This window comes from Pseudomonas sp. GW821-FHT05D12 (assembly GCF_059419825.1).
In genome coordinates this window covers 88,216-106,350 of the sequence record NZ_JBWKSN010000014.1, presented here as the reverse complement: position 1 = coordinate 106,350, position 18,135 = coordinate 88,216, and the positions used below count along the sequence as shown (strand labels likewise).

The window sequence follows — 18,135 nt, the reverse complement described above, 5'->3', positions numbered from 1 at the left end:
GCGACACATTAAAAACGCCAGCTTGCTGGCGTTTTTTATTGTCTGCAGGCTCTCCATGAAACGGACTACACATTTACCCGGGCGGCCAAATCATCGGCATATTGCTGCCACTGCTCCAGCACCTCACACTGAAACGGTGTAGCACTTACAGCCAACTCCTGCCGGGCCTGCTTAAATGCTTCGAGGGTATTCGGAGCCCCGCATTCAGGGTCGGACAAACGCTGCTGACAAAAAAGTTTCCAACGTTGTTGCTCCTCGCTATTCAAGGTCTCGGGGAAGTTACGTGCACGGTAGCGAAATAATAATTCAGGCAAACGCTGATCATCAAAAGGCCACTGCTGGCGTGCTAATTGCGCAGGCTCGGCTGCCCGGACTTGTTCACATAAACGTCGATCACGATCGCCGATAAAACCGTCATAAAGCTGCTGTTCAGGGTCGGCACTCGGGGCAAAATCTTCCTCGGCATAAATGAGCGCCAACTTATCGCGCCAAAGTTCCTGTGCGTCAGTTAGCCGCAGCGCCCGTTCCTGATAAACAGTCATATCCAAGTGCAGGCGTTGTCGATCTTCAGCCCGCAGCACATTCAGGGGGGCGACCACCGGGCAACGATTGATATGCACCAACTTGAGCGGCACCGGCAATTCGCCCTCGGCAAGCTCGTCACGCCGGGTGTAGAGGCGCTGGCGCAAGGCCTGGGCATCAAGGTCGAGCAGCCCTTGGGGGTCGAGCCCTAGGTCGCAGACGATCAACGCATTGCGATTGCGCGGGTGCCAGGCCAGCGGCAGGACAACGCCCAGGTAATGACGCTCGGCGGAAAAGCGCCCGGAGATATGGACCATGGGTTGTAACAGGCGCACCTGGTCCATCACCCGCTGTTTACTGCGCAACTGGAACAACCATTCGTAGAGCTTCGGTTGTTTTTCACGCACCAGCCGCGCCAGCGCAATCGTGGCGCGCACGTCGGACAACGCGTCGTGCGCCTGGCCATGATCGATGCCGTTGGCAGCCGTCAGGCGCTCCAACTTGAGCGTGACGCGCCCGTCCTGTTGTGGCCACTCGATACCTTCGGGGCGCAGGGCGTAAGCGGTGCGAACGACGTCGATCAAATCCCAGCGGCTGTTACCGCCCTGCCACTCGCGCGCATAAGGGTCGAAAAAATTGCGATACAGGCTGTAGCGCGTCATTTCATCGTCAAACCGCAAGGTGTTGTAACCGGCACCGCAGGTCCCTGGGGCGGCCAGTTCGGCGTGTACACGAGTCATGAAGTCAGCCTCGGCCAGGCCTTTTTCCGCGAGAATTGCCGGGGTAATGCCAGTAATCGCGCACGCGGCGGGGTGCGGCAGGATATCGTCGCTGGGTTGGCAATAAAGATTGACCGGCGCGCCGATTTCGTTGAGGTCCAGGTCCGTACGGATACCGGCTACCTGAAGGGGGCGGTCATTGCGCGGGTTGATGCCGGTGGTTTCATAGTCGTACCAGAAAATGGAGGTCACGGGCTATTCCTGTACTGAAGATCGGCAAAGTCTAGGCGCTGAACCGCCTTCGAGGCCAGCACGCATTGCACTGTACAAACATCCAGCAAAACCTTGAGTGGTTGCTTCCATCGTCGACGCTGCTAGCATCCCTGTCTCTGAGCCACTCTGCACTGCCAAGGATCGCGATGCCATCAACCCCACTGGACACCCGCTACCAGATCGAGACCCCGGAGGGCATCGACCTGCCCCTGCGCCCTGCCGGCCTGGTGCCGCGTGCGCTGGCCTTCGCCTTCGACCTGGGCTTGCGAGGAGTGGTCATGGGCGTCCTGCTGGTGCCATTGGCCTTGCTGGGCAACATCGGCATTGGCCTCGGTTCACTGCTGCTGTTCCTGATCAGTTGGTGGTACATGGTGCTCTTCGAGGTGCTCAACCAGGGTTGCTCACCGGGCAAACAGGTGATGGGCCTGCGCGTCGTCCAGGACGACGGCACCCCGATCGGCTGGTCCTCATCACTGATCCGCAACCTGCTGCGGTTTGTCGACATGCTGCCGTTTGGCTATTTTCTCGGCGCAATCAGTTGCCTGCAGCACCCTCACTTCAAGCGCCTCGGCGACCTGGCCGCCGGCACGCTGGTGATCTACCGCGAACAGCCACTTGCCCGCCCCCGGGTGCCTCAAGCGCCGGCATTGCGCTTGCCCTTTGCCCTGGACCTGAGCGAGCAACGGGCCATCCTTGCCTTTGCGGAACGCCAGGGAGAACTCTCCGCCGAGCGCGTTCACGAATTGGCCGCGATCCTCGCCACGCCTTTACAGGTATCCCCGGCCCGCGCCGTCGAACAACTCAATGGCGTGGCCCGTGGCCTGTTGGGGCCCGCATGAAGCAGAGCCTGTTCGAAAGCCGTCACCAGCCCCAGTGGCAAGCCTTTGCCGAACAACTGAAACAGTTGGAACAAGGCCAGGCAAAATCCAGTGACGTGGCGGACTTCCCCCATCAATACCGGCGTCTGTGCCAGCACCTGGCATTGGCCCAGGAGCGTGGCTATAGCAGCTATCTGGTGGACCCACTGCAACAACTGGCACTGCGCGGACATCAACAGCTGTACCGGCATCGCAGCCAGTTGGCGGCCAATATCCTGAGTTTCGCACTCGCCGACTTTCCGCGCCTGGTGCGGGAGCAATGGCGTTTCGTACTAACTGCCAGCCTACTGTTCTTCGGTAGCCTGGCGGGCATTGCCCTGCTGGTCTTCCTGTTTCCCGACCTGATCTACAGCATCGTCAGCCCCCAGCAGGTGGCCGAGATGCAGGGTATGTACGACCCCGACGCCAGCCGACTGGGTCGCGCCGCCGAACGTGCGTCCAGTGAAGACTGGATGATGTTCGGCTACTACGTGATGCATAACATCGGCATCGCGTTCCAGACGTTCGCGGCCGGTTTGCTGTTCGGCCTGGGCAGCGTGTTCTTTCTGATTTTCAACGGCCTGGTCATCGGCGCAGTCTCCGGACACCTGACCGAAATCGGCTACGGGCAGACCTTCTGGTCCTTCGTCATCGGTCATGGGGCCTTCGAGCTGACCGCCATCGCCCTAGCCGGCGCTGCCGGGCTGCAACTGGGCTGGGCACTGATCGCCCCCGGGTGCCTGACCCGGGGTGAATCCTTGCGGCTCGCCGCCCATAAAAGCGTGCAGATGATGTGCGGGGTCATGGTGTTCCTGCTGATCGCAGCCTTTATCGAGGCCTACTGGTCGTCCACCACTGGGATAGCCCCTTGGGTCAAGTACCTGGTGGGCGCAGCCCTGTGGCTGCTGGTGATCGCTTACCTGAGTCTTGCAGGAAGGAGCCATCATGCGCCTGAGTGATGCCAGCGTGGTGATCCGCCCACGCACCGCCTGGGAAGCCATGGACCTGGGTGCATTGATGGCCCGCGAACATCGCCAGCAACTGATGAGCAGTTGGGCGCTGATAACCCTGCCTGTGTTCGCCCTGCTCACCGCGCTGCTGTGGAACTACCCGTCTACCGCCATATTCCTGTTCTGGTGGTTCAAGCCCGCATTCGATCGCCTGCCGCTGTATATCCTGTCCAAGGCCCTGTTTGGTGAAACGCCCAGCCTCAAGCAGGCCGTTCACCAATGGCCGCGGCTGCTCAAGGGCCAACTGCTGGCCAGCCTGACCTGGCGGCGGCTCAGCCTCAGTCGCAGCTTCGTCATGCCGGTCAGTCAACTCGAAGGCCTGGATGGCCAGGCGCGCCAGAAACGCCTGGGTGTACTGCAGCAACGTAACGCCGGTGCCGCACGCTGGCTGACCATCGTCGGGGTGCATCTGGAAATCGGCCTGTGGTTCGGCTGCATGGCGTTGTTCTACCTGTTTATCCCCCAGGACGTCGAAATGCAGTGGGACTGGCAACGCCTGGCACTGGCCTCTAGTTCGGAAGGGCTGTGGCTGACACATCTGGGCAATGCCTTCTACGCCTTGATCCTGGTGTTTTGGGAGCCCATCTACGTGGCCTGCGGATTCAGCCTCTACCTAAACCGCCGCACAGTGCTGGAAGCCTGGGACCTGGAGCTGGTGTTCCGCCGTCTTCGCCAGCGCCTGAGCAGTGCGGCCATGCTGCTCGTGCTGGTCGCCGGGCTGACACTGCTGCCTGTCAGCCCGCCCGTCATGGCCGAGACATCCCCTGCGCCAAAACCATTGAGCACCCAAGGCGCGAGTCATTCCATCCAGTCGCTGCTCGACAAGCCGCCGTTCAAAAACCCCGAAACCGTCACCCGCTACCACTTTGGCGAAGACAAACCCGTGGTTAAAAACAAGGCTCACGGCGATGGCAAGCTTCCGGCCTGGCTGCAGGCATTCCTGGATAACCTCAACAGCGACACCTTCAAGCACATCGCCCAAGGCCTGGAAGTGCTTTTATGGGGACTTTTGATCGGTGGCCTGGCCCTGCTGGCATGGCGATACCGTGACTGGCTACGCACGTTTGCCAGCCGGCGCGGGCCAGGCAAAACCAACGTGGCCAAGCCCGTACCGACACAGTTGTTCGGCCTGGAACTGGGCGCTGAGACATTGCCCGAGGATATTGCCAGCACCGCCGAGCAACTGTGGGCGACGCGACCGAGGGACGCTCTGGGCCTTCTGTATCGCGGCCTGCTCAGCCGGTTACTGCATGACTTCAACCTGCCGCTGAAAAGCGCAGACACCGAGGGCCAGGTGCTGGAGCGTGTTCATCAGTTGCAGCAACCGCAGCTACTGGCCTTCAGCGATGAATTGACCCGGCACTGGCAAAACCTCGCCTACGGTCATCTCCTTCCGCCCACCTCGGCCCAGCAAAAACTCTGCAGTGATTGGCGTACGCTATTCAGTCCGGAGGGCCGCCCATGAACCGGCCATTAGTGTGGGTGGCGTTACTGCTGGCCTGCCTGCTGGGTGCTGGCGGTTTTTACGCGTGGAGCAAAGCGACGCCCTACGAGGTCGTGGTGGATCGCGGCCCTTCACCCGAGGCCACGGCCAACCCCTATCTGGCAGCCGAACACTTCCTGCGCCAGCAGGGCGTGGCCGTGGAACATGCCAATAGCCTGGAGCGGCTGGCTACCCTCCCCGCCAAGGGCAACAGCCTGTTGTTACTGGGCGACCGGAGCACGATGTCGCCACGCCAGGTCGAGCAACTGCTGGCGTGGGCGAAGTCCGGCGGTCATCTGTTGCTGGTGGCACAGGCCCTCTGGGATGAAGAGGCCGGCAAAAGCGGCGACCTGTTGCTTGATCGCCTGTCCATCCACCAGGCCTTGAGTGACGACCCTGAAGAACCGGCCCCGGCCCGCAAAAAGAAAGCGCCGGACCTGACCAAGCTCTACGTCGACAATGAAACCGCCCCGGCCTATTTCAGTTTCGACACCCACTTCAACCTGATCGACCCCAGGCACCTGGCACAATTTTCAGCCAATAGCGCCGGCTCAAGCCACCTGATGCAACTTGACCTCGGGCAAGGCCGCGTCACGGTGATCACCGACAGCGACCTGTGGAAAACTCCAGCAATCGGCGAGCACGACAATGCCTGGCTGCTGTGGTACCTGAATCAGGGCACGGCCGTCACCCTGCTGTTCAACAGCGACTTCGACAACTTGTTCACCCTGCTGATACGGTATTTCCCCCAAGCGTTGGTAGCCCTCATTGCCCTGATCGCATTAGGACTCTGGCACGCCGGCATGCGCCAAGGCCCGATCCAGGCCCCCGCTCCCAAGGCGCGCCGACAGTTGCAGGAGCACTTGAAAGCCAGTGCCGACTTCCTGCTACGCCGCAGCGGCCAGGGCACCCTGTTGCAGGCTTTGCAGCGCGATATCCTGCGCGCCGCCCGGCGCCGCCACCCTGGCTTTGAACACCTCGACAACGCAGAACAGTGGCGGGTGCTTGAGCACCTGACGCGCCAACCCTCTCACGTCATCAGCCAGGCCCTTGGCCCACCTGCGGCGAAACGGCTTTCCAGTGCCGATTTCAGCCGACAGGTGGCGTGCCTGCAAACTCTCAGGAATGCCCTATGAGCGATTTTCCAAGCGCCACTGCCGTGAACCGCGAAGCCTTGCACCGTGCCAGCCAGCTAGCCCAGGCCTTGCGCGTCGAGCTGCGCAAGGCAGTGATTGGCCAGGACCAGGTGATCGATGATGTGCTGACCGCGCTGATTGCCGGCGGCCATGTGTTGCTCGAAGGTGTGCCGGGACTGGGTAAAACCCTGCTGGTACGTGCCCTGGCGCGTTGTTTTGACGGCGAGTTCGCACGCATCCAGTTCACCCCCGACCTGATGCCCAGCGATGTTACCGGGCACGCCGTGTACGACCAGCGCACCGAACAATTCAAGCTGCGCAAGGGACCGGTGTTCACCCACCTGCTGCTCGCCGACGAAATCAACCGCGCCCCGGCCAAGACCCAGGCAGCCCTGCTCGAAGCCATGCAGGAGCGCCAAGTTACCCTCGAAGGCGAAGCGCTGCCCATCAGCCAGCCGTTCATGGTGCTGGCGACCCAGAACCCCATCGAGCAGGAAGGCACCTATCCGTTGCCGGAAGCTGAGCTGGACCGTTTCATGCTGAAGGTCCGCATGGATTATCCGGATGCGCAGCAGGAGCTGGACATGGTGCGCGAAGTAACGCGCTCGTCCCGTGCCGACATGCTGGATGTGCAGCCATTGCGCAGGGTCCTGGTGGCCGACGATGTACTGCTGTTACAGCAGATCGCCAGTGAATTGGCCCTGGATGAACAAGTTCTCGACTATGCCGTGCGCCTGGCGCGTGCCACCCGCAGTTGGCCGGGCCTCGCCATCGGCGCCGGCCCTCGGGCTTCGATTGCACTGGTCCGCGGCGCCCGCGCGCGGGCACTGCTGCGCGGTGCGGAGTTCGTCACCCCGGATGACATCAAGGGGTGCGCCCTCGCAGTGCTGCGCCATCGGGTGCGTATCGCGCCCGAGTTGGACATCGACGGACTGGAGGTCGACCAGGTGCTCAAGCAACTGCTGGACCAGATCCCGGCCCCACGCCAATGACCCGCCCATGAAACCGACTCGTCTGTTACTGGCCTGGCTTGGCGTGCTGCTGGGCCTGAATATTCTGCTGGGCATCGCAGTGGCGCTGGCGCTCAAAGTGCCTGACACCCTGCACTCCATTGCATGGGGCTTGCTCCTCGCGTTGTTGCTGCTGGCCGGGCTGGACGCCGTGCGCCAGCATCGACGCCCGTCCCCCCGTGTACAGCGGCAGATGCCCGGCAGCCTGGCGCTGGGCCGCTGGGGCGAGGTCCGCCTGACACTGGAGCATGCCTACCCGCAGCCGTTGACGGTACAGGTGTTCGATCATGCGCCGGACGGGTTGATGGTGGAGAACATGCCCCAGTCCATAGCACTGCGGCCGGGTGAACGCAGTGAGCTGGGGTATCGCCTTCGCCCCCTGCGGCGTGGGCACTTCAGCTTCAGCCGTTGCGAAATCCACCTGCCGAGCCCCTTCGGGTTATGGTCGACACGGCGTTTTATCGAGGTCAGCGATGTCACCCGCGTCTATCCGGATTTCGCCCGTCTCTACGGCGCACAGTTGCTGGGGGTGGATAACTGGCTGAGCCAACTGGGTGTGCGGCAACGCCAGCGGAGAGGGTTGGGGCTGGAGTTTCATCAACTGCGCGAGTTTCGCGAGGGCGACAGCCTGCGCCAGATCGACTGGAAGGCCACGGCACGACAACGCACGCCCATCGCCCGCGAGTATCAGGATGAGCGCGACCAGCAGATTGTATTCATGCTCGATTGCGGCCGGCGCATGCGCAGCCAGGATGACGAGCTGTCCCACTTTGACCATGCCCTCAACGCCTGCCTGCTGCTCAGCTATGTCGCCTTGCGCCAGGGCGATGCGGTGGGGCTGTGTACCTTCGCCGGCGACCAGCCGCGCTACCTGGCGCCGGTCAAGGGCAGCAGCCAGTTGAATCTGTTGCTCAACACGGTGTACGACCTGGATACCACCCGACGCACGGCCGATTACCAGGCGGCGGCCAGCCAACTGCTGGCCCGGCAAAAACGCCGCGCATTGGTGATTGTGGTTACCAACCTGCGGGATGAGGACGATGAAGCGCTACTGTCCGCCGTCAAGCGTATCAGCCGCCAGCATCGGGTGCTGGTGGCCAGTTTGCGTGAGGAAGTACTCGATCAACTGCGCCAGTCCCCGGTACAGACCCTGCCGGAAGCGTTGGCCTATAGCGGCACCGTCGATTACCTCAATACCCGCGAAGAACTGCACGAACGCTTGAGTGCCCACGGCCTGTCGGTCATCGATACCTCACCCTCACAGCTGGGAGCGTGCCTGGTGACACGCTACCTGAGCTGGAAAAAAGCCGGGGTGTTCTAGGTCCAGCTGAAAAAGGCGCACGGTCACGGCGGGGACGATCCCTCAAACCAGGCCGACAACGCGCTATAGCTAGGCTGAGGCCTGCAAGGGATCAAAGCTGAAGTAATGCAACAAGACATTGATCAATTGCCCATATTCCTCCGGGGCCTGCTGCACACTGAACCCCGAATCATAATGCTGAGGATTGATATCTTCATGGCTCCACAAGCAGGTCGCCGTGAGGTCGATTGCATGGAAGGTATCGTCCGCCCCTGGGATTTTCAGGCGTAGCTCGAAGTCTACGCCCACCATCAAGGGCAACTGACTGATCAACATCAGCCCGTCTTCAGAGACGTTCCCTAAAAAGCCAATGGGTTTGTCGGTAAGACGGTTAAACACTTGCAGGAAGTAAGGAAGATGATGCCGCTCGATCCGTCGGTCGGTAAACATGGTGAGATCGCCATCCAGTGGCCAAGATCTGGCCGCGCCAGTGATTCGGAACGAGCAAAAAACGCTCGCTCTCCCTGAAACTCGGTGTGACAACAAACACCTTTTTGGTCACTAAACAGCTGTCGAGTCCGGGCCTTGCATCCATTCGAATAGAAACTTGTACAAATGAACATTCGAAGAATAGCCCAAGACTGGCGGCAGGCCAGTCATGACATGATGAATATCATCACAACGACGCAGGACGTGGCTGGGCGGCGCTTGCGCCGGGGTAGTGCCCCAGTTGTTGCAGGGTATCCAGCCTTGCGCGAGCCCGGTACGCATACTCACTGGAAGGGTACTGATTGATGATGAATTGATAGGTCTGCACCGCATCGACGAACAGTTTCTGGCGTTCCAGGCATTGGCCGCGCAGCATCGAGACCTCCGGTTGCACATAACGCCGGGTGCGGCTTTCGCGGTCGACCTGGGATAATTCCAGGGTGACGCGCTGGCAATCGCCGACCCCGTAGGCGCGGTAGGCGTTGTTCAAATGGTGGTCCATCGACCAGCGGGTGCAGCCGACAACACTGACGGCCAGGGCAGCAACGAGCAAAATTCGCATGAGGGTTCTCCTGTCTTGTGCAGTGTATCGACCCCTCGTCGAAAATCTTCAAGAGTCTTCGTCTATTCAACCGCAGCAAAAACAAGCCGATCGTCGATAAGTAGTGCAAACGAACAATGACTACAACGAAAGAGCATAGTAGCCTTCCTCAGCGCTTGAACTCAGGAGTCTGTGCATGTCCGTCCGTCGTACCAAAATCGTCGCCACCCTTGGCCCGGCCAGCAACTCGCCGGAAGTCCTCGAACAGCTGATTCTGGCTGGTTTGGACGTTGCCCGTCTGAACTTCTCCCACGGCACCCCGGACGAGCACAAGGCTCGCGCCAAGCTGGTGCGTGACCTGGCCGCCAAGCACGGCCGCTTCGTGGCACTGCTGGGTGACCTGCAAGGCCCGAAAATCCGCATCGCCAAATTCGCCAACAAGCGTATCGAGCTGAAGATCGGTGACACCTTCACCTTCTCCACCAGCCATCCGCTGACCGAAGGCAACCAGCAAGTCGTGGGTATCGACTACCCGGACCTGGTCAAGGATTGCGGCGTCGGTGACGAACTGCTGCTGGACGACGGCCGCGTGGTCATGCGCGTCGACACTGCCACCGGCACCGAACTGATCTGCACCGTGACCATCGGCGGCCCGCTATCCGACCACAAAGGCATCAACCGTCGTGGTGGTGGCCTGACGGCGCCGGCACTGACTGAAAAAGACAAGGCTGACATCAAGCTCGCCGCCGAAATGGAAGTGGACTACCTCGCTGTGTCCTTCCCGCGCGACGCCGCCGACATGGAATACGCCCGCAAGCTGCGCGACGAAGCCGGCGGCACCGCCTGGCTGGTAGCGAAGATCGAACGCGCCGAAGCCGTGGCCGATGACGAGACCCTCGACGGCCTGATCAAGGCATCCGACGCCGTGATGGTGGCCCGTGGTGACCTGGGCGTGGAAATCGGCGATGCCGAGCTGATCGGTATCCAGAAGAAGATCATCCTGCACGCACGCCGCCACAACAAGGCAGTGATCGTGGCGACCCAGATGATGGAGTCGATGATCCAGAACCCGATGCCGACCCGTGCCGAAGTGTCCGACGTGGCCAACGCCGTGCTCGACTACACCGACGCCGTGATGCTCTCGGCTGAAAGTGCCGCGGGTCCGTACCCGCTGGAAGCCGTCCAGGCCATGGCGCGTATCTGTGTCGGTGCCGAGAAGCACCCGACCAGCAAGACCTCCAGCCACCGCATCGGCAAAGTGTTCGAAAGCTGCGACCAGAGCATCGCCCTGGCGGCCATGTACACCGCCAACCACTTCCCGGGCGTGAAGGCGATCATCGCCTTGACCGAAAGTGGCTACACGCCGTTGATCATGTCGCGCATCCGTTCGTCGGTGCCGATCTACGCGTTCACCCCGCACCGCGAAGCCCAGGCCCGCGCGGCGCTGTTCCGTGGCGTGTACACCATTCCGTTCGACCCGGCTTCGCTGGCACCGAACGAAGTCAGCCAGAAGGCGATCGACGAGTTGGTCAAGCGCGGCGTCGTAGAGCAAGGCGATTGGGTCATCCTCACCAAGGGCGACAGCTACCACACCACCGGTGGCACCAATGGCATGAAGATCCTGCACGTGGGCGACCCGCAGTACTGAGTGACACGCTGAAAAACAAAAGCCCCGCCATGTGAATGGCGGGGCTTTTTGCATTTCAGACCAGAGTGACCGGCTGGCTGTCACGACCTCATCGCGGGCAAGCCCGGCTCCCACAGTTGACTGCACTCCGATGTGCAAGCCGGGCTTGCCCGCGATCAGGCCAGACCAATCAACCTACCTTCAGCGCCGAGTGATGAAAGCCGACAACGCCGCAATCGCCTCCGGTGATTTCAGACGCTGCACAAACAACGCCCCCTCCTCCTTGATCACCTGCCGCAACTGCTCACGATCAACACTCTTCATCAATTGCTTGGTCACCTGCACGGCTCCCGGCGCCAGGTTTTCAAAGCGCTCGGCCATTTCCCGAGCCTTGGCCAGCGCCGCTTCGCCACTGCCCAACGCTTCGGTGGCAATCCCCCACGCCGCCGCTTGTTCGCCGCTAAAGCCCTCGCCCAACAGCAACAGTTCAGCAGCTTTCGCGTGCCCCAGCAGGCGCGGCAGGATCAGGCTCGAGCCAAACTCCGGGCACAATCCAAGGTTGACGAACGGCATGCGCAACCGCGCGTCCCGGCTGATGTACACCAGGTCGCAGTGCAGCAGCAGCGTCGTACCAATACCCACCGCCGCCCCTGCCACGGCAGCGATTACCGGCTTGCGACAGTTGAGCAGGCTTTTCATGAAGTGAAACGGTGGGCTGTCGAGGTCGCTGGGCGGCTGCTCGAGGAAGTCGGCGATGTCGTTGCCAGCAGTGAAGCATTCGCTGCTGCCCTGGATGAGCACGGATCGCACATCTGCATCCGCATCCGCCTGCTCCAGCGCCTCGGCCAGCAGCGTGTACATGGCGCGGGTCAGGGCGTTTTTCTTGTCCGGGCGATTGAGCTGCAAGGTCAGCAGCCCACGTTCGCGGTGCTGCAGGATGGCATCGGTCATGGCGAATCTCGCGGCGGTAGAATTCAGCGCTCAACCACGCGGCAGGAACACGTCGGCCAGCAGTTGATTGCGCGGCAAGCCAGCCAGGAACAGACGCTTGGAAAACGCCTCGACACTGGCTGGGTGTCCGCAGAGTAAGGCCAGAGTTTGCCGCGAAACAAGCCGCAGTTGCGCCAATGCCTGGGCCGACTCAGCCGCCGTCCACAGCTCGACAGTCAGGTTGGGATGCTGCGCAGCCAGCTCCGCCAGGGGCTCGGCCAGATAATGGCTGCCGGCGTCATGAGCCAGGTGAATCACGCGGATAGCGCCCTGGTGATCCTGGCGCAGCGCCTCGCGCAACACGCCCCACAACGGTCCCAGGCCGGTGCCGGAGGCCAGCAGCCATAACGGCCGAGCCTGCCAGTCGGGATCATACTGCAGTGCCCCGCCCCGCAATTCGCCCAGTCGCAGACCATCGCCCACCTGCAACTGCCGGGCAAGATCGCTGAACTCACCGGGCTGGCGGCAATCCAGGTGAAACTCCAGGAACGGCTCCTCCTGCGGCAAGCTCGCCAGGGAATACGGGCGTGCAACGTGCCCCGCCCACAGCACCAGGTGCTGCCCGGCCTGGTAACGCAGGCCCCGCTCCGGTTGCAGGCGCAGGCGCAGCACCGTCGGGTTCAGCCAATCGACACCCACCACCTGGGCCGGCAACCCATCACGCGTCGGGTCAAACGCTTCGACGCGCAGATCCCCGCTGACCTGGCACTGGCAAGCCAACCGCCAGCCGTCCTGGCGTTGCGCGAGGCTCAAGGCCTCGGGTTGCAGGTCCTCGACCTCGCCCTGGCAACGCACCAGGCAGGCATGGCAACTGCCGGCGCGGCAACTGTAGGGCACGGCGACACCTGCCTGGTTCAAGGCGTCCAACAGGTTGCTGCCGGCAGATACCGACCAATGGCGTTCGCCGACGTACAGTTCAGGCATATAAGGACTCAATCACAAGGGGCGCGCACAGGGAATCACGCCTGCGACAGTTTGACCATAGTCGGGTGTATCGGCCACCGCGTCGGGTTATACTGCCGCGCCTTTTTAGCGTCGCGCCTGCACCACTTTGGCGTGCCTTGGAAAGGTGAGCTCAGCCGACCGATGCAACACTGAGCCCACCTTTATTGAATGTTCCCTTATAGAGGAGCGCGACTCATGACCGTGATCAAGCAAGACGACCTGATTCAGAGCGTTGCCGACGCCCTGCAATTCATTTCCTACTACCACCCCGTTGACTTCATCCAGGCGATGCACGAGGCCTACCTGCGCGAAGAATCGCCGGCAGCCCGTGACTCCATCGCGCAGATCCTGATCAACTCGCGCATGTGCGCCACCGGCCATCGCCCGATCTGCCAGGACACCGGTATCGTTACCGTGTTCGTGCGCGTGGGCATGGACGTGCGTTGGGATGGCGCCACCATGGGCCTGGACGACATGATCAACGAAGGCGTGCGTCGCGCCTACAACCTGCCGGAAAACGTCCTGCGTGCATCGATCCTCGCCGACCCGGCCGGTGCGCGTAAAAACACCAAGGACAACACCCCGGCCGTGATCCACTACTCCATCGTCCCGGGTAACACCGTGGAAGTGGACGTGGCGGCCAAGGGCGGCGGTTCCGAGAACAAGTCGAAAATGGCCATGCTCAACCCGTCCGACTCGATCGTCGACTGGGTGCTCAAGACCGTTCCGACCATGGGCGCCGGCTGGTGCCCACCGGGCATGCTCGGCATCGGCATCGGCGGCACCGCCGAGAAAGCAGCCGTGATGGCCAAGGAAGTGTTGATGGAATCCATCGACATCCACGAGCTGAAAAAGCGCGGCCCGCAGAACCGTATCGAAGAGATGCGCCTGGAGCTGTTCGAGAAGGTCAACCAACTGGGCATCGGCGCCCAGGGCCTGGGTGGCCTGACCACCGTGCTCGACGTGAAGATCATGGACTACCCGACCCACGCCGCCTCGCTGCCGGTGTGCATGATCCCCAACTGCGCCGCCACCCGTCACGCGCACTTCGTGCTCGACGGTTCGGGCCCGGCGTCGCTGGAAGCGCCACCGTTGGACGCCTACCCGGAGATCGTCTGGGAAGCTGGCCCGTCGGCCCGTCGCGTCAACCTCGACACCCTGACCCCGGAAGAAGTGCAGAGCTGGAAGCCGGGCGAAACCGTGTTGCTCAACGGCAAGATGCTCACCGGTCGTGACGCCGCGCACAAGCGCATGGTCGAGATGCTGAACAAGGGTGAAACCCTGCCGGTGGACCTCAAGGGTCGCTTTATCTACTACGTCGGCCCGGTTGATCCGGTGCGCGAAGAAGTGGTTGGCCCAGCCGGTCCGACCACCGCCACGCGGATGGACAAGTTCACCCGTCAAATCCTCGAGCAAACCGGCCTGCTGGGCATGATCGGCAAATCCGAGCGCGGCCCGACCGCAATCGAAGCGATCAAGGACCACAAGGCCGTGTACCTGATGGCCGTGGGCGGCGCTGCTTACCTGGTGGCGCAAGCCATCAAGAAGTCGCGCGTTGTCGCCTTCGCCGAACTGGGCATGGAAGCCATCTACGAGTTCGACGTGAAGGACATGCCGGTCACCGTTGCGGTGGACAGCAAGGGCGAATCCGTCCATATCACCGGTCCTGCCATCTGGCAGAAAAAGATCAGTGAAAGCCTGGCGGTAGAAGTGCAGTAAGCACCCTCCCGCAAGACTGAAGCGACCGCGGCCCATGGCCCGGTCGCTTTTTTATTGCCTGCTGTTTCACCTGTGGCAAGCGGGTCTATTGTGGTAAGCGCTTCTTGTGGTGAGCGGGCTTGCCCCGCGTTGGGCTGCGAAGCGGCCCCAAAACCAGGCAATGCGGTTTGACCTGAAGGAATGCGCTGATCTTTATGGGGCCGCTTCGCAGCCCAACGCGGGGCAAGCCCGCTCACCACAAGAAGCCCGCTCACCCAAGAAGCCCGTTCACCACAAGAAGCCTGCTCGCCGCACCAGCCCACTCTCCCCATCAGCCACAACAGCCCTCACCACAAGATCCAAGCCGCGCATGCTATGGTGCTCTCCCCTTACTGTGCCTGCTCATCATCGTATGATCGTGATCCCTCGCCCCCTGCGACTGACCTTCTACTCTTTGCTGATCATTGCCGGTGCCGTACTGGCCGCGGCCTTGGCCACCCGCCATGCCGAGCGCCAGGCCCTGGTGGATGATGCCGCCCGTGCCAATCAACAACTGGCGCTGTACGCCAATTCGCTGCACACCCTGATCGAACGCTACCGCGCCCTGCCCGCCGTGCTGGCGCTGGACTCGGAAATGATCAACGCCTTGAAGGGCCCGCTGCAAGCCACGACCCAAGACCTGCTCAACCGCAAACTGGAGCGCATCAACGGCGCCGCGCAGTCCTCCACCCTGGAGTTGATGGACCGCACCGGCCTGGCCGTGGCCGCCAGCAACTGGAACCTGCCGAGCAGTTATGTCGGGCACAACTACGCGTTTCGACCGTATTTCAGCCAAACCCTGAGCCAGGGCACCGGGCGGTTTTATGCGGTGGGCGTGACCACCGGTGTGCCGGGGTATTTTCTCTCCAGCGCGGTGCTGGATGAACACGAGCAGTTCCTCGGCGCGATGGTGGTCAAGCTGGAATTCCCCGAGCTGGAACGCGAGTGGGCGCAGGGCAATGACCTGCTGCTGGTCAGCGATGCACGCGGCATCGTGTTTATTGCCAACCAGCCGGGCTGGCGATATCGCAACCTGCGGCCGCTGTCGGCGAACGATCTTGTCGAACTCAAGGCCACTCGCCAATACGACAAGAAACACCTGCAGCCGCTGGAAACCCAGGTGCTGCAACGCTTTGACGAAAACAGCCACCTGATGCGCGTCAACGGCCCCGACGGCAATGCCAATTACATCTGGGAGTCGCTGCCGCTCAAGGCCGAAGGCTGGACCCTGCACTTGTTGCGCAAACCCCAGTTCGCCTTTGAAGACCAGCGCAACGCCGGCCTGGCCGCTGCCGGCTCCTGGCTGGCATTGGTGTTCCTGGTGCTGTTCCTCACGCAGCGCTGGCGCCTGGCCCGCTTGCGCCAGCGCAGCCGCGAAGAACTCGAACAACTGGTGGAGGAGCGCACCCAGGCCCTGCGCACCGCCCAGGACGGTTTGGTGCAATCGGCCAAATTGGCGGCGCTGGGGCAGATGTCGGCCGCCCTCGCGCATGAAATCAACCAGCCGCTGACCGCCCAGCGCATGCAGTTGGCGACCCTGCGCCTGCTGCTCGACCATGGGCGGGTGGACGATGCCTACAAGGCCCTGACCCCCCTCGACGAAATGCTCACGCGCATGGCCGCGCTCACCGGCCATCTCAAGACCTTCGCGCGCAAGAGTCCCAGCGGCCTGCGCGAGCGCTTGGACCTGGCCACGGTGGTCGACCAATCCTTGCACCTGCTCGACGCGCGCCTGCGCGATGAAGCCATCGGCGTGGTGCTGGACCTGACCCGCCCGGCCTGGGTGCGTGGCGATGCGATCCGCCTTGAACAAGTGCTGATCAACCTGCTGCGCAATGCCCTTGATGCGATGGCCGACAAGCCGCGCAAACGCCTGGAAATCCGCCTGCACGCCGATCAGCAATTGTGGCAACTGACCGTCAGCGACAGCGGCGGTGGCATTGCCGAGGAGCACCTGAACAATGTGTTCGACCCGTTCTTCACCACCAAGCCGGTGGGTGACGGGCTCGGCCTCGGGCTGGCGGTGTCCTACGCGATCGTGCACGAATTGGGCGGGCGCCTGAGTGCCGGCAACCGTGGCGACGGCGCGGTGTTTACCTTGACCTTGCCCATCGCGCTGGAGACGCCGGACCTATGTTGAATGCAGTGATTGTGGTCGATGACGAAGCCAGTATTCGCACGGCCGTCGAGCAATGGCTGAGCCTGTCGGGGTTTGACGTGCAACTGTTCAGCCGTGCCGAGGAATGCCTGGCGCGGCTGCCGAAGGATTTCCCTGGGGTGATCCTCAGCGATGTGCGCATGCCCGGCCTCAGTGGCCTGGAACTGCTGGCCGAAGTGCAACGCCGCGACGCCGACCTGCCGGTCATCCTGCTGACCGGTCATGGCGACGTGCCCATGGCTGTCGAGGCCATGCGCGACGGGGCCTACGACTTCCTCGAGAAACCCTTCAGCCCCGACGCCCTGCTCAACAGCCTGCGCCGCGCGCTGGACAAGCGCGGGCTGATCCTCGAAAACCGCCGTCTGCATCAACAGGCCGATCATCGGGCGCAGTTGGAGTCCAGCCTGCTCGGTGTGTCGCGCGGCCTGCAGAATCTGCGTCGGCAAGTGCTGGACCTGGCGACGCTGCCGGTCAACGTATTGATCCGAGGCGAGACCGGCAGCGGCAAGGAGTTGGTCGCCCGCTGCCTGCATGATTTCGGCCCGCGCGCCAAGAAGCCGTTCGTGGCCCTCAACTGCGCGGCGATCCCCGAGCAGTTGTTCGAGGCCGAGCTGTTCGGCCACGAAAGCGGCGCCTTCACCGGCGCCCAGGGCAAGCGCATCGGCAAACTCGAGTACGCCCACGGCGGCACGCTGTTTCTCGATGAAATCGAAAGCATGCCCCTCGCCCAACAGGTGAAACTGCTGCGGGTGCTGCAGGAGCAGAAGCTCGAACGGCTGGGCTCCAACCAGAGCATTCATGTGGACTTGCGCATCATCGCCGCCACCAAGCCGGATTTGCTCGAAGAAGCCCGCGCCGGACGCTTTCGCGAAGACCTGGCCTATCGGTTGAACGTCGCGCAACTGCGCCTGCCTGCGCTGCGCGAACGTCGTGAAGATATCCCGCTGCTGTTCGATCACTTCGCCCAAAGCGCTGCCGAACGCCTGGGCCGTAGCGTCGAACCCTTGAGCGGCGCGCAATTGGGACGGCTGCTCAGCCACGACTGGCCGGGCAATGTGCGCGAGCTGGCCAACTTCGCTGAACGCCAGGTGCTGGGGTTGGGCGAGCCTGAGCCGGAAGGTATCGAGGCCGGGCAATCGCTGGCGGCGCAGCAGGAAGCGTTTGAGGCGCACTGCCTGAAAGCCGCGTTGACCCGGCACAAGGGCGATATCAAGGCGGTGCTGGCCGAGCTGCAACTGCCACGGCGCACCTTCAATGAAAAGATGCAGCGCCATGGGCTGACCCGGGAAATGTTTCTCTCGATTGATTGAGGGGCCCTTTGAGGGCCTCACCGCAGGC

At 62.3% G+C, this 18,135-nt stretch carries 15 protein-coding genes; 10 read left to right on the top strand and 5 right to left on the bottom strand.

The window, feature by feature from the left end; genetic code table 11:
• Positions 1–65: 65 nt before the first annotated feature.
• Positions 66–1,493, bottom strand: coding sequence for an exodeoxyribonuclease I (gene sbcB / locus AC07SI_RS24425; RefSeq protein WP_495006658.1), 1,428 nt, complete (start codon positions 1,491–1,493; stop codon positions 66–68).
• Positions 1,494–1,660: 167 nt separating this feature from the next.
• Between sbcB and AC07SI_RS24420 the strand changes: the two genes are divergently transcribed.
• Genes AC07SI_RS24420 through AC07SI_RS24395 form a run of 6 tightly spaced genes read left to right on the top strand, consistent with a single transcriptional unit; the run spans position 1,661 to position 8,331 of the window.
• Positions 1,661–2,353: an RDD family protein gene (locus tag AC07SI_RS24420; protein ID WP_065908793.1), complete on the top strand. Its 693-nt coding sequence runs from the start codon at positions 1,661–1,663 to the stop codon at positions 2,351–2,353.
• On the top strand, positions 2,350–3,330 hold the full coding sequence (locus tag AC07SI_RS24415) for a stage II sporulation protein M (RefSeq protein ID WP_495006657.1): 981 nt from the start codon (positions 2,350–2,352) through the stop codon (positions 3,328–3,330). Before AC07SI_RS24420 ends, AC07SI_RS24415 begins: the two co-directional genes overlap by 4 nt.
• On the top strand, positions 3,317–4,846 hold the full coding sequence (locus tag AC07SI_RS24410) for a DUF4129 domain-containing protein (RefSeq protein WP_495006656.1): 1,530 nt from the start codon (positions 3,317–3,319) through the stop codon (positions 4,844–4,846). The genes AC07SI_RS24415 and AC07SI_RS24410 overlap by 14 nt, the downstream gene beginning before the upstream one ends.
• Positions 4,843–6,000 (top strand): DUF4350 domain-containing protein, encoded by a 1,158-nt coding sequence (locus AC07SI_RS24405; RefSeq protein WP_495006655.1) that lies wholly within the window; start codon positions 4,843–4,845, stop codon positions 5,998–6,000. The genes AC07SI_RS24410 and AC07SI_RS24405 overlap by 4 nt, the downstream gene beginning before the upstream one ends.
• Entirely contained in the window at positions 5,997–6,992 is a 996-nt protein-coding gene (locus AC07SI_RS24400; protein ID WP_065908789.1) for an AAA family ATPase, read from the top strand. Before AC07SI_RS24405 ends, AC07SI_RS24400 begins: the two co-directional genes overlap by 4 nt.
• 7 nt (positions 6,993–6,999) lie before the next feature.
• Positions 7,000–8,331 carry a DUF58 domain-containing protein gene (locus tag AC07SI_RS24395; protein ID WP_495006654.1) on the top strand — a complete coding sequence of 444 codons (1,332 nt, stop codon included), beginning with the start codon at positions 7,000–7,002 and terminating at the stop codon, positions 8,329–8,331.
• A gap of 69 nt (positions 8,332–8,400) precedes the next feature.
• On the opposite strand, the gene AC07SI_RS24390 is transcribed toward AC07SI_RS24395, so the two are convergent.
• On the bottom strand, positions 8,401–8,760 hold the full coding sequence (locus AC07SI_RS24390; protein WP_213553325.1) for a PilZ domain-containing protein: 360 nt from the start codon (positions 8,758–8,760) through the stop codon (positions 8,401–8,403).
• Between the two features lie 226 nt (positions 8,761–8,986).
• A complete protein-coding gene (locus AC07SI_RS24385; RefSeq protein WP_065908783.1) occupies positions 8,987–9,361 on the bottom strand; it encodes a tetratricopeptide repeat protein in 375 nt (124 codons plus the stop codon).
• Between the two features lie 175 nt (positions 9,362–9,536).
• On the opposite strand from AC07SI_RS24385, the gene pyk reads away from it, so the two are divergent.
• Positions 9,537–10,988 carry a pyruvate kinase gene (gene pyk, locus AC07SI_RS24380; protein ID WP_025854788.1) on the top strand — a complete coding sequence of 484 codons (1,452 nt, stop codon included), beginning with the start codon at positions 9,537–9,539 and terminating at the stop codon, positions 10,986–10,988.
• A 180-nt stretch (positions 10,989–11,168) separates the two neighbouring features.
• On the opposite strand, the gene AC07SI_RS24375 is transcribed toward pyk, so the two are convergent.
• On the bottom strand, positions 11,169–11,918 hold the full coding sequence (locus AC07SI_RS24375; protein WP_495006653.1) for an enoyl-CoA hydratase-related protein: 750 nt from the start codon (positions 11,916–11,918) through the stop codon (positions 11,169–11,171).
• A gap of 30 nt (positions 11,919–11,948) precedes the next feature.
• Entirely contained in the window at positions 11,949–12,881 is a 933-nt protein-coding gene (locus AC07SI_RS24370; protein ID WP_495006652.1) for an iron-sulfur-binding ferredoxin reductase, read from the bottom strand.
• 216 nt (positions 12,882–13,097) lie between these two features.
• Between AC07SI_RS24370 and AC07SI_RS24365 the strand changes: the two genes are divergently transcribed.
• From AC07SI_RS24365 to AC07SI_RS24355, 3 genes are all read left to right on the top strand, one after another.
• A complete protein-coding gene (locus AC07SI_RS24365) occupies positions 13,098–14,621 on the top strand; it encodes a fumarate hydratase (RefSeq protein WP_010208051.1) in 1,524 nt (507 codons plus the stop codon).
• Positions 14,622–15,012: 391 nt separating this feature from the next.
• The gene (locus tag AC07SI_RS24360) at positions 15,013–16,779 is read left to right on the top strand and encodes a sensor histidine kinase (protein WP_065908775.1); all 1,767 of its coding nucleotides are present in this window, start codon (positions 15,013–15,015) and stop codon (positions 16,777–16,779) included.
• Positions 16,773–18,107, top strand: a complete 1,335-nt coding sequence (locus AC07SI_RS24355; protein ID WP_065908773.1) for a sigma-54-dependent transcriptional regulator — start codon at positions 16,773–16,775, stop codon at positions 18,105–18,107. The genes AC07SI_RS24360 and AC07SI_RS24355 overlap by 7 nt, the downstream gene beginning before the upstream one ends.
• Positions 18,108–18,135 lie beyond the last annotated feature (28 nt).